11 protein-coding genes are annotated in these 12,548 nt (G+C 33.4%); 2 read left to right on the forward strand and 9 right to left on the reverse strand.

Annotated elements, in window-relative coordinates; all coding sequences use genetic code 11:
* Window positions 1-320, reverse strand: a 320-nt coding sequence (locus DIU01_RS12795) for a 7-cyano-7-deazaguanine synthase (RefSeq protein ID WP_290835056.1), incomplete at its 3' end; no start/stop codon positions are given.
* 105 nt (window positions 321-425) lie between these two features.
* A complete protein-coding gene (locus DIU01_RS12800; protein WP_290835057.1) occupies window positions 426-1,136 on the reverse strand; it encodes a hypothetical protein in 711 nt (236 codons plus the stop codon).
* 333 nt (window positions 1,137-1,469) lie between these two features.
* Here DIU01_RS12800 and DIU01_RS12805 point away from each other — a divergent pair, with 333 nt between their 5' ends.
* Complete coding sequence (locus DIU01_RS12805) at window positions 1,470-2,465, forward strand: fasciclin domain-containing protein (RefSeq protein WP_290835058.1); 996 nt, start codon at window positions 1,470-1,472, stop codon at window positions 2,463-2,465.
* A gap of 335 nt (window positions 2,466-2,800) precedes the next feature.
* On the opposite strand, the gene yidC is transcribed toward DIU01_RS12805, so the two are convergent.
* From yidC to DIU01_RS12840, 7 genes are all read right to left on the reverse strand, one after another.
* Window positions 2,801-4,693, reverse strand: a complete 1,893-nt coding sequence (gene yidC, locus DIU01_RS12810) for a membrane protein insertase YidC (protein ID WP_290835060.1) — start codon at window positions 4,691-4,693, stop codon at window positions 2,801-2,803.
* A gap of 352 nt (window positions 4,694-5,045) precedes the next feature.
* Window positions 5,046-6,656 (reverse strand): CTP synthase, encoded by a 1,611-nt coding sequence (locus tag DIU01_RS12815; protein WP_290835062.1) that lies wholly within the window; start codon window positions 6,654-6,656, stop codon window positions 5,046-5,048.
* A 186-nt stretch (window positions 6,657-6,842) separates the two neighbouring features.
* The gene (locus DIU01_RS12820) at window positions 6,843-7,076 is read right to left on the reverse strand and encodes a DUF3820 family protein (RefSeq protein ID WP_290835064.1); all 234 of its coding nucleotides are present in this window, start codon (window positions 7,074-7,076) and stop codon (window positions 6,843-6,845) included.
* An 85-nt stretch (window positions 7,077-7,161) separates the two neighbouring features.
* Window positions 7,162-7,566, reverse strand: coding sequence for an OsmC family protein (locus DIU01_RS12825; protein ID WP_290835066.1), 405 nt, complete (start codon window positions 7,564-7,566; stop codon window positions 7,162-7,164).
* A complete protein-coding gene (locus DIU01_RS12830; RefSeq protein ID WP_290835068.1) occupies window positions 7,566-9,431 on the reverse strand; it encodes a LysM peptidoglycan-binding domain-containing protein in 1,866 nt (621 codons plus the stop codon). Before DIU01_RS12830 ends, DIU01_RS12825 begins: the two co-directional genes overlap by 1 nt.
* A gap of 131 nt (window positions 9,432-9,562) precedes the next feature.
* Window positions 9,563-11,092: a glutamine-hydrolyzing GMP synthase gene (gene guaA, locus DIU01_RS12835; protein ID WP_290835070.1), complete on the reverse strand. Its 1,530-nt coding sequence runs from the start codon at window positions 11,090-11,092 to the stop codon at window positions 9,563-9,565.
* 241 nt (window positions 11,093-11,333) lie between these two features.
* Window positions 11,334-11,801, reverse strand: coding sequence for a hypothetical protein (locus tag DIU01_RS12840; protein ID WP_290835072.1), 468 nt, complete (start codon window positions 11,799-11,801; stop codon window positions 11,334-11,336).
* 132 nt (window positions 11,802-11,933) lie between these two features.
* Between DIU01_RS12840 and DIU01_RS12845 the strand changes: the two genes are divergently transcribed.
* The coding region (locus tag DIU01_RS12845) for an ABC transporter ATP-binding protein (protein WP_290835073.1) at window positions 11,934-12,548 on the forward strand (615 nt) is incomplete at its 3' end.

The raw sequence follows: 12,548 nt of genomic DNA on the forward strand, positions 1-12,548 counted from the left end.
TCAAATTTTATCTCACGATTGCACAATACATCTGGATTTGGAGTTCTTCCGTTTTCGTATTCTTTAAACATATAATCGACAATTTTGTCTTTATATTGTTCGCTTAAATCAACCGTTTGAAAAGGAATACCTAATTTTTCGGCAACTAATAGTGCGTCGTTGCTGTCTTCAAGCCACGGACATTCATTAGAAATTGTAACCGAATCGTCGTGCCAATTCTTCATAAAAAGTCCGATTACTTCATAACCTTGTTCTTTTAAAAGATAAGCAGCAACACTCGAATCTACACCACCAGAAAGTCCAACGACAACTCGTTTCATTATTTATTCCTCTTTAATTTGAAGTTGCAAATTTACGTCAAATAATAAAAAAAAGTATATGCTTTAATCACTAAAACATATACTTCGGTAAGATTTATCTATTTACTAGTATTTGGGTTCTGGTTTAGGTTCTTTCTTTTCAAATTTACGCTGCTTAGGCTTACTCATATTTTCGGTTGTAAGTTTGCCATTAGTAGTGAATTCCCAAATACCTTCTTTTTTATCTTTCTTGTAATTTCCTCTAGAAACCACTTCGTTCTTCGCATTTCTAAAAATGGAAAGTCCTTCTAGAAGCCCATTTTTATAATTACATTCTTCCAAGACTACTCCATTTTCAGCATATTTTTTATAAAGTCCGTCTTTTAATCCATTTTTGTAATTTGCTTCTTCTGCAATTCTTGTACTTTTAAAATATACTTTTCTTATGCCATTTAATTTTCCTTTAACATACATTTCTGTAGTCATGATATCGGGAGAATCAAAGTGATAGTATTTCCATTCACCTTCGTATAATTTGTTTACCAATTTGCCTTCGCTTACCTTATATTTTCTTTGGTTATAAAAAATGGTGTAACATGAATTATCTGTCGGATTAAATTCACGAGTTGCAATTACGACCGTAGATCTAGTATCATCAAAAAATTTGAATAAGCCTATTTCTTTGCCATGTTCAAATGTTCCTTCATACTTTGGACGTTTAGAATCGGGATAAGTTCCTTTCCACAGACCATGTTTTAAACCTTTTTCGTCTAACTTATTTACGTCTTGAGCAAAAACAATGTTAATTGATAAAAGAAATAATAATAGGTATTTCATAATTGAGATTAATTTAATGGTATTTATAACTAAAATAGCATGATTTTATTGTTGCAAAAATGGTTCCAAATTTGGAGAATGCCAAATTTATAGGAATTTTTTTATATTTTAGAAGTTAAACTTTTACTAAAACCCACTCGTTTTGTTTAACACTACAACGATATAGTTAGACATAAAATTAAATAATTATGGATTATTAAATAGAAAATGACATCTAAACACGTTAAACAAAATAGTTAAATTTTATAAAAATCCCTCCATTGTGTTTAACGTAAACAAAATTAAATTAAACAAAACTCGTTATCTTTGTAGAAACAAAAAAACCATACTATTATGAAAATGAACAAATTAAAATTCTTAGGTCTATTTGCATTTATTGCAATTTTATCAACATCTTGTAGTGATGATGATGAGAACAACGTTACTCAACCACAAACAATAGCAGACATTGCTATAGCTGGTGAAGATTTTTCAATCTTAGAAACTGCATTGACACGTACCAATTTAGTAGGCACTTTAGATGGAACTGCTCAATTCACTGTTTTTGCTCCAACGAATGCAGCATTTAATACATTTTTCGCATCTCTAGGTGCTAACGTAAACGTAAACAATGTTGATGTTAATGTATTAAAAGCAATTTTATTAAATCATGTTGTAAGTGGTGAAATTTTAAGTACTGCAATACCAGCTTCAACTTACGTTTCAACTCTTTCACCGTTTAGTTCGGCAGCTAATTCACCTACAATTAGCATGTTTGTTCAGAAAGCAGGAACCGTTGTTACATTAAATGGTGGAATTGACAGCAAAGGTGCCGTTGTTACAACTGCTGATGTTGATGCTAGCAATGGTGTAATTCATGTTGTAAACAGAGTTATTCAAATTCCAACTTTAGTAGACCATGTTGTAGACAACCCTGAATTTGAAACTTTACAAACTGTAGTTACAAGCTCTGCGCAAAGTGCTGTTTTAACTGCATTATCAGGATTAACACCTAGTGCACCAGCAACCCTATTTGCCCCTAACAATGCTGCATTTGCAACTGCACTTGGTACTGGTGGATTTGCAAATGGCGCAAATGATGCAGCTGTTACCAAAGTTTTAAGATATCATGTGACTACTGCTGGAAATGTACGTTCTTCACAATTAACGAACAATCAAGTTGTTCCAATGTTCACAGATCCTAGTCAAAATACAACAGTTATTTTAGGAACGAATACTGTTGATATTCGCGACACTGCAAGCAATCTATCAAGAGTATTGCAAGCTAATATTCAAGCTTCAAATGGTGTAATTCACGGTGTAAACAGAGTATTACAACCTGTTCTATAATACTAAACAATTGCTATGAAAACCAAAGCGTAACTTTTTTAAGTTGCGCTTTTTTTATGAGGTCAATTCGATAGAATGTTTATTGCCGATATTTACCGCTTCAATACTCCTTTTTTCAACCGATTTTAAATTGAAGTAGTTTCTTATCCAAAACAGCTTTTGAGGTATTGAGGACTAATAAATATCTTATGGTTTTATAAATCGTGCATAAATAAAGTTCTAGCTATATTTCCGTAACCTAATATCAATACTTTCACACTTTATATAAATGAAAAAAGTTCTGAATTTGAAATGTAAACTTCAAATTCAGAACTTTTTTATTGAACACTAAAAACTTATTTTTTATTCAACTTCTTTTGCTCTTCGGCTTGTTCCATCATTTCTCTCATCTTCTTTTGGAACTTGCTTTCTGTTTTTGGTTTTGCCTTATTTTCTTGAATTTGTGCATGAATTTTATCGCTATCAATAAAGTACTTTTTAATAACTAACATAATTCCGATAGTAATTAAGTTAGAAATAAAGTTATATAAACTCAAACCAGAACCATAACTATTGAAGAAAATTAACATCATTATCGGAGAAAGGTAAATCATAATTTTCATGATTTTAGCCATATCTGGCATACCTTCTTGTTGTGGTTGCGCCATGGCTTGATCTCCAGAAGTCATTTTCATGTAAAAGAAAATTGCAATTGCAGCCAAAATTGGAAACAAACTCACGTGATCTCCATACAACGGAATGTTGAAAGGTAATTTGAATATTTGGTCAAATGATGATAAATCGTCTGCCCAAAGGAATCCTTTTTGTCTTAACTCAATAGCTGATGGGAAGAACTGAAACGATGCGTACATAAATGGCAACTGAATCAACGCCGGAATACAACCAGCCATTGGATTTACTCCAGCTTTGTTGTACAATTTCATTGTTTCTTGTTGCTTCTTCATTGGATCTTTTGCAAATTTTTCTCCAAGTTCTGTAATTTCTGGACGCAATACTTTCATCTTTGCTTGAGACAAGAATGATTTGAAAGTAATTGGCGACATTGCAATTTTAATAATTATTGTAAAAATTATAATTGCAATTCCTAATCCCATAAATGAACTTAAGAACCCAAAAAGTGGAATGAAGATTAATTTGTTTATCCAACCGAAGATTCCCCAACCTAGTGGAACGATGTCTTCGATATTTTTTTCGTAATCATTTAAAACTTTATAATCTGTTGGTCCTAAATACCAATTCATTTTATAATCTAATTCGCCATTTTTAAATGCTAAAGGCAAAGTAGTTTTGAATTGTTTTGTAAAAACGGTATCAATTTTTGCATCATTCACTAAATCAGTAGAAGTAACTTTTACATTCTCGATTGGTGTTTGCGATAATAAAATAGAACTAAAAAAATGTTGCTTGTAAGCAATGAAAGTTGCTTTTTCTAATGTTTCATCTTCTTGTTTTCCACGTCCAAGATAATCCACTTTTTCATCATTCTCAAAATAAAGTTCAGTATATTGATTTTCATAAGCTACACTTTTTTCATTGCGATAGGTTTTTAAATCCCATTGTAAATCGGCAGTTTTTGATGAATTTAAAACTTTGCTTAAACCTTGCGAACGAACATCGAAATCCAACATGTAGTCTTTAGCTTTTAGAACATATTTGTATTCTAAAAACTCGTTGGCACCAGCCTTTAACTTCATAGAAAGAATTTGATCTTCTCCGTTTTTAGTCAAAGTTGGTTCAAAAAATAAGTCTTTTGTATTTAAAACTCGATTGTCTTTGGTTTGAAGTTCAAGATTAAAATTGGCGTTGTTATTTTTAATTAACTCTACTAATTGTCCTGAATTTTTTTCGAATTTTTTGTAGTTTTTTAAAATCGCTTCAGAGATATAACCACCTTTATTGGCAATTGTAAGTTTTACCAAATCATTTTCTATGGTAGTAAAACCTTCTTTTGCAGATGGCAAAGTTGCTGAGTAAGCAAAACTACCCAATGCACCAGCTAATTTTTGAAGTTTTACGGTATCGCTAACAGTTGAATCAACAACGGTAGAAAGTACTTCTTTAGTAGCTACTTCCTTTTTCTTGTTGGCTTTGTCGATTTTTTCTTGTTTTGCTTTTTCGGCTAACTTTTTTTGTTCTGATTGTTGATTGTTGTAAAAAATCCACATTATAATAATGAAGATTAATGCGAAACCGATAATCGAATTTTTGTCAAACTTTTTTTCTTCCATAATATAGTTCCCAAAATTGTTGGGATAATTTTCAGTTCTTGTATCAGTCGTGATTGTGACTGTTTTGTTTCAAATTTAAAATAAAAGTTTTAATGAAACTCTATTTTAGTAACCTTTAGTTGGCAAGCTAGCCCTGATTGGAGCAGTTACCATGTAACGCGGAAAGCAGGAATATGGTTTACCAAAATTACTACTGATTCGCTCCAAAATAAAACAACTTGTCTACTTTTTATGATTATAGATAGACAAGTCAGTGACTTGTCTCTTTTTATTTTATTATCATAGATAGACAAGTCAGTGACTTGTCTCTTTTTATTTTATAATCATAGATAGACAAGTCAGTGACTTGTCTCTACTTTTTGTTTTTTACCATTGCGGCCACAAAGCTAACGAAAATTGGCTGTGGATTGGCAACGGTGCTTTTGTATTCTGGATGGTACTGAACGCCGATGAAAAATGGGTGGTTTTTAATCTCTACAATTTCTACCAAACCGGTGTCTGGATTGATTCCGGAGCTGATTAAACCTGCATTTTCTAACTGTGCTGCATACTTATTATTGTACTCATAACGGTGACGATGACGTTCTTCGATTTGAGCTTTTCCGTAAATTTCGTGTGCTAAACTACCTTCTTTAAGGTCGCATTTCCATGCACCAAGACGCATTGTTCCGCCTTTATCGGTGATAGTTTTTTGGTCTTCCATTAAATCGATAACCGGATTGGCCGTGTTGGCATTCATTTCGGTTGAATTGGCATCTTTTAATCCTAGAACGTTTCTAGAATATTCGATAACCGCCATTTGCATTCCGAGACAAATTCCGAAAAACGGCAGGTTGTTTTCACGTGCGTAACGAACGGCTTCGATTTTTCCTTCGATTCCTCTTTCTCCAAAACCTGGTGCGACTAGAATTCCGTCTACGCCTGAAAGTTTTTCTGCAACGTTATCACTATCAATATATTCTGAATGGATACTGATTACATTTACTTTGGTTTCGTTGTTTGCACCTGCGTGAATGAAAGCTTCAAGAATTGATTTGTACGAATCTTGAAGTTCTACATATTTACCTATTAATCCGATGTTTACCGAATGTTTTGGGTTTTTTAATCTATGTAAAAAAGTATTCCAATTTTTTAAATCGGGTGCTGCTTTCTTAGGAAGGTCTAATTTTTTTAGTGCTACAACGTCTAATCCTTCTTCAAGCATTAAATTAGGCACTTCGTAAATGGTTGAAGCATCGATAGATTGAATTACGGCTTCGCGTTTTACATTACAGAAAAGCGCTAATTTCTGACGTAATTCGTCTGATAATTCGTGTTCTGTACGGCAAACTAAAATGTCGGCTTTGATACCGCTTTCCATTAAAGTTTTTACCGAGTGTTGTGTAGGTTTTGTTTTTAATTCTCCGGCTGCAGCCAAAAATGGAACTAAAGTTAAGTGAATTACGATACCGTTATTTTCACCTAATTCCCATACCAATTGACGTACCGATTCGATGTAAGGAAGTGATTCAATATCACCAACAGTTCCACCGATTTCTGTGATTACTATATCAAAATTGCCAGAATTTCCTAGCAATTGCATGCGTTCTTTAATTTCGTTTGTGATGTGAGGAACAACTTGAACCGTTTTTCCTAAAAATTCGCCACGACGTTCTTTTTCTATAACCGAAAGATATACTCTACCAGTTGTAACGTTGTTGGCTTGTGAAGTTGGAACGTTTAAGAATCGTTCGTAGTGACCTAAATCTAGATCGGTTTCTGCACCATCGTCGGTAACATAACATTCACCGTGTTCATAAGGATTTAAAGTTCCCGGATCGACATTGATGTACGGATCAAATTTTTGGATTGTAGTTCGGTAACCGCGTGCTTGTAATAATTTTGCTAAAGATGCTGCGATGATTCCTTTACCTAATGAAGAAGTCACACCGCCAGTAACAAAAATGTATTTCGTTTGATTCATTGTTTTTTTTTTAGGACAACTATTTAGCTGTCCGTAATTGTTGTGTTGTTAGTTGTTGTTGTAAAAAACGATGCAAAAGTACAATTTAATTAATCAATGTGAAAATATTTCAATACGTAAATACTGAAATATAGCAACATGATAATTTGGTAGTAAAGTTAGAATTTAGTGGATTTTGAAATTAAACTAAAGAGGCTTTGGATATTGCTTTTTAATATTTCGAATAAGTTCTTCTAAACCGTTTAATTTTAGTTCGTAAACTAGTTTTAATTGTTCGCCCAATTGTCCGTTTGGAAGTCGGTTGTTGTGAATCCAAACCAAATAATATTCGGGTAAATCAATCAAGTATTTACCTTCGTATTTTCCGAAAGGCATTTTGGTGTGGGCTAGTTTTACTAGGAGTTTTTGTTGGTCGTCCATTTATTTAAGAAAATAGATTAAAGAGAATAGAATATAGACTTTTTAGAACATCTATATTCTATGTTCTATTTTCTTTATTCTGATATTATTTCCAATTAAAAACAATTTCTTTGTTAATATCTGGATGTAAACTATAAAAAACTGGACAAGTCATTGCAGTTCTTTCTAGAATGGTTTTCGTCCTGTCGTCTGTAACTAAATTCATATTGAACGTAACGTGGATTTCAGTAATTCTTCTTGGTTCGGTTCCCATAATTTTGGTTACTTCTGCCGTTGAACCTGAGAAATCTACTTCTAAATCGCGTGCTTTAATTCCCATTACGGTTAGCATGCAAGTCGCTAAACCATTGGCAACAGTATCAGTCGGAGAAAATGCTTCGCCTTTACCATTATTATCAATTGGCGCATCCGAAATAATTTCAGTTCCCGATTGTAAATGAATTGATGATGTGCGTAAATCGCCTAAATAAGTTACTTTAGAAGTTGGCATTATTGTGCTTGTTTTATGGTTAAATCGGTGTCGTAATACAAAATGTAAATTCCGTTATTGGTAAATCCACCGGATAGTTTTTTGTCGTAATCAAATTTACTTTCCACTTGTTCTGAAGCTACATCTAGCGTTTCTGCAAATGGTTTTTCTTGTGCCAAACGAAGCATTGTATCGAAAGTTACATCAAATCCGCGAACGGCATATTGATTTGGAACGACTTTATTTTTCTTTCTGTAAGCTCTTTCAAAACGCAATGCTTCTTCCGAATCGTTGTCTTTTATAACCGATGGATACGTCATTTTTAACTTCGTTAATCGCGATAATGCAATTTCTTCAAATTCTAACGTTTCGTTTTCTTCAAGAATTACCAATTGCACTTGATACTCTTTCATTGCATTTTGCAAAGTATTGGTTATTGTAAAAATAGTTCCGGTTCTTTCAGACGCCATAATTACATAATTCATTCGGTCTTTCACAAAATGTTTCTTGATGCTATCGGCTATAATTCCTGATTTATCTGTTAGTCCAACAATTTTTGTATCGCTTTGGAAATTCTGAATGTATTCTTTTATCGAATTCTTTTTCGGATCAATAACCGCAATAATATTCCCGTTTTTGGCTCGCATGTAATCAAACATGGCATTTTTTACCGCATCGGAATTTGGCATGGATTGATACAAATTCGGGTATGATTTACCGTCATCTTTAGACAAAGGTGAAATTACCGGTATGTTTTTCGATGCTAAAACGTTGGCAACTTTTTCAACATTTACTTGGTAAAATGGCCCAATTACCGCATCAGTGTTACTGAAATTTCCATTTGAAATCACATTCACAGCCGAAGTATTGTATTTAGTTTCTTGCGAATCAATGATGCGAACATCCATATTAATTCCTAGAACTTTAGCCGAATCGATTGCCATTAATGCACCCGAATAAAAGTCTAAAGTCATGTTTAAAAACTTATCTTTTTTAAGTCGTTCTGATATTGAAGTAACCGTATCGTTCTGAATTTTAGAAGCATTAAAAGGCAAAAACAACACCAATTCTTTTCTTTTGTTATTCGAAATAGATTTGGATAAATCTTTCAAATTATTTTTTACCTCTTTAGAAAATGAAGCATTTGCAGGAACTTTCAACGTCATTCCTTCTTTAACACCTTCTTTTAATTCGGGATTCAAACTGGTCAAAGCGCTTTCTGACAAACCAAATTGGCGTGTCAAACTGTACATGGTTTCGCCTTGTTTTACTTGGTAATCAAGAACATTAACTTTAGAAATAGAAGTAACTTGTGGTTTTACTTCCACAACCTCCTTAACAACTTCTTGCTGAGTTACATTTCCTTTTTTAACTTTCAACTGAAAACCAATAGGAAGATTCTCAACGATTTCGGGATTTAATTTCTCTAATTCGTCAACGGTCATTCCGTATTTCGTGGCAATTCCGTACTTAGTTTCTTTGGGTTGAACTTCGTAAACTACAGTTCCGATTGAAGATACAACTGGTTTTGGCACACTTACATTTTTTTGTAGCGCCAAAATCTGACCTGGTTGCAAACCATCTGTTTTTAGAAAAGGATTATTCGCTTCTAATTCAGCTTGAGTAATATTATACAATTTAGTTATACTGTACAAAGTTTCCTTCGGCTTTACCTCATGAGTTTTGGCAATTTGTGTTTTTGGAGTTGGTTTTGTCTCCGATTTCACTTCAGTTTTCCCAACATTTTTCGGAATCAACAAAACCGAATTGACTTTAATTCCGCTTTGCGAATCGGGATTTAACTTATAAATATCATAAGGAGTTACTTTATACTTTTGAGCGATTGCCTGAATCGTTTCGCCAGCAACAACAGTATGTTTTACCATATTTTGTCCGAAAATCGAACACGAAAAAACCAATACTACAATGCAAATTATCCTTTTCAACATATTTTTTAAATTAAATTCCAATTAAAAAATTCCAAATCCCAAACTGCAAACTGATCACTACCAAATGATTATTCCCACTCAATAGTTGCTGGTGGTTTCGAGCTAATGTCATACACAACTCTATTCACACCTTTCACTTTATTGATAATTTCGTTTGAGATTTTCATCAAAAACTCATACGGTAAATGTACCCAATCAGCCGTCATTCCATCGGTAGATTCTACTGCGCGAAGTGCCACTACTTTTTCGTACGTACGCTCATCGCCCATCACTCCTACACTATTTACTGGAAGCAAAATCGCTCCAGCTTGCCAAACTTTATCGTATAATCCGTGTTCTTTCAATCCGTTGATGAAAACTGCATCTACTTCTTGCAAAATACGAACCTTTTCTGGTGTAATATCACCTAATATTCTAATCGATAATCCCGGACCAGGAAATGGATGTCTTCCTAATAACTCTGGATCAATTCCTAAAGTTGCTCCAACTCTACGAACTTCATCTTTGAATAACATTCTAAGTGGTTCTACGATTTTCAACTTCATAAAATCGGGTAAACCACCAACATTATGATGCGATTTTATAGTTGCACTCGGACCTTTAACCGAAATCGATTCGATAACATCAGGATAAATTGTTCCTTGTGCTAACCAAGTAACATCTTCTATTTTGTTCGCTTCATCATCAAAAACTTCGATAAAAGCATTTCCAATAATTTTACGTTTCGTTTCAGGATCATCAACTCCAGCCAATGCATCCAAAAAACGTGCCGAAGCATCAACACCTTTCACATTTAGTCCCATTCCTTTGTATTGTTCCAGAACGTTTTCAAATTCGTTCTTGCGTAACAATCCGTTGTTCACGAAGATACAATATAGATTTGCTCCAATTGCTTTATGCAATAAAACCGCAGCAACTGTAGAATCTACACCGCCAGAAAGTCCTAAAACTACTTTATCATTTCCAACTTTTTCTTGCAAATCTTTAACGCAATCGTCAACAAAAGCATTCGGAGTAAAATTTTGAGGAACTTCGGCAATTTTTACCAAGAAATTCTCAAGCATTTGCTTTCCGTCAGTTGAATGATACACTTCTGGATGAAACTGAATAGCGTAAGTTGTTTCGCCTTCAATTCTATAAGCCGCATTTTCTACGTCGTTGGTACTTGCCAGTTTTACACCGTTGGTTGGTAAATGTTTAATGGTGTCACTGTGGCTCATCCAAACCTGTGAATTGAGGTTTACATTTTCAAAGAAAACTTCGTCTTGTTTAATATAAGACAAATTCGCTCTACCATATTCTCTAATGTTAGAAGCCGCAACTTCGCCACCAGAAAAATGAGCCAAATATTGCGCACCATAACACACGGCAAGCAAAGGCATTTTGCCACGAATGTGCGATAAATCTATCTTCAAAGCATCTTCAGCGCGAACCGAGTAAGGGCTTCCGCCAAGGATAACCGCTTTGTAAGACGATAAATCAGTTGGATAATTGTTGTAAGGAAAAATTTCGCAGAATATATTTAATTCGCGAACGCGGCGTGCAATAAGTTGTGTGTATTGCGATCCGAAATCTAAAATAAGTACGTTGTGTTGCATGCGCAAAAGTACTATTTATGATGGAAAATAAAAAATGGAATTTAGAAAATAGTAGATTTTTTTTGGAGCGAATCGTTTGGGCATTTTTTGGATTCGTCTTTCCTGCTTTTCGCTCTATCTCGTCCCAAAAGACGAGATGCCACTACAATCAGTCCCGAAACTTCGGGATAGGTAGGTTTTGTCTTTTGTAAAGTTTAGGATTTTACAAGAACTAAAATCGAATCTTATTATAATTTAAACTTTATTTTCTTTTTCTATTCTCAAAATTACCTAAAAAAGTATTTAGCAAAATCACTTCTTCCTCAGTTATCATTCCTTCTTGCTGGTAAGGAACAATTACATCAGTAACAAAATCATATTCAATATCGTTATTTATCTTTTTACGCTTTAATATTTTCGCCATTTTATTTTCTCGTTTAAAAGGCAAATTTTCTTCTTTTATTCTTCTCCAAAATTCTTCAACATCTTCTCCACTACCTTCTTGAAATTGAGTAAATATTACTTCATAATCATATTTTAGACTAGTTAGATTTCTAAATTTTGGTTCTGCGTTGATTATTAACTCTTTATTTTCTTGGTAGCAATTTACAAGATGCTTCCAAAAACCATCACTTTCTCTTTTTGGAGGGAATTTTTTGATTGATTCTATTGCTATATCTGCTGCCTTTATTAAATTTAAAGACATTTCTTCATACTTTTTACTCGCCATTTTTATTTTAACATTTTAACTTTAGAAAACTACATATCTGTAATTAACATCAAAACAAATCTAATAAAATAACCTTCAAAATTTAAAATAGTATTGTATTATTTTACTTACTTTAGCTTCAAATCAAATCACATGTCAGAATATAGTATTGAAACTGAAAATTTAAGCTTTCACTATTCAAAAGATAAAAAAGTCTTAGATTCTATTTCTATAAAAGTTCCAAAAGGTTCTATATACGGATTTTTAGGTCCGAATGGCGCTGGAAAATCAACCACAATGCGATTGCTAACAGGCATTATTCCTGAACAAGAAAACGCCATTAAACTATTTGGTCAATCTTTAAAAGACCAATTACCATTGGTTTTTCATAGAATTGGTTCTTTGGTTGAATCACCAGCATTATACTTACACTTGAGTGGTTTAGACAACCTGCGATACATTGCCAAACTAAGAGGAATATCTGAAGAAAAAATAAAAGAAACTCTAGAATTGGTTGATTTAACCAAAGACGGTAATCGAAAAGCTAAACAATATTCATTAGGAATGAAACAACGATTAGCTATTGGGATGGCATTGTTGAGTGAACCCGAATTACTCTTGCTAGACGAGCCTGTAAATGGTTTAGATCCAAACGGAATTATAGAGATTAGAAAACTGCTTATAAAACTCAATAAAGAAAAAGGAATTACAATTTTTGTATCAAGTCACTTGCTTTCTGAAATTGAAAAAATGTGTACGCATGTTGCC

Origin of the sequence: Flavobacterium sp. (assembly GCF_003525665.1) — a bacterium.
Classification (GTDB): domain Bacteria; phylum Bacteroidota; class Bacteroidia; order Flavobacteriales; family Flavobacteriaceae; genus Flavobacterium.

What these genes read in the sequence shown, in the direction of transcription:
- DIU01_RS12800 (WP_290835057.1), bottom strand. Translation starts at nt 1,136, where the DNA reads ATGAAATACCTATTATTATTTCTTTTATCAATTAACATTGTTTTTGCT.
- DIU01_RS12805 (WP_290835058.1), top strand. Translation starts at nt 1,470, where the DNA reads ATGAAAATGAACAAATTAAAATTCTTAGGTCTATTTGCATTTATTGCA.
- yidC (WP_290835060.1), bottom strand. Translation starts at nt 4,693, where the DNA reads ATGGAAGAAAAAAAGTTTGACAAAAATTCGATTATCGGTTTCGCATTA.
- DIU01_RS12815 (WP_290835062.1), bottom strand. Translation starts at nt 6,656, where the DNA reads ATGAATCAAACGAAATACATTTTTGTTACTGGCGGTGTGACTTCTTCA.
- DIU01_RS12820 (WP_290835064.1), bottom strand. Translation starts at nt 7,076, where the DNA reads ATGGACGACCAACAAAAACTCCTAGTAAAACTAGCCCACACCAAAATG.
- DIU01_RS12825 (WP_290835066.1), bottom strand. Translation starts at nt 7,566, where the DNA reads ATGCCAACTTCTAAAGTAACTTATTTAGGCGATTTACGCACATCATCA.
- DIU01_RS12830 (WP_290835068.1), bottom strand. Translation starts at nt 9,431, where the DNA reads ATGGTAAAACATACTGTTGTTGCTGGCGAAACGATTCAGGCAATCGCT.
- guaA (WP_290835070.1), bottom strand. Translation starts at nt 11,092, where the DNA reads ATGCAACACAACGTACTTATTTTAGATTTCGGATCGCAATACACACAA.
- DIU01_RS12840 (WP_290835072.1), bottom strand. Translation starts at nt 11,801, where the DNA reads ATGGCGAGTAAAAAGTATGAAGAAATGTCTTTAAATTTAATAAAGGCA.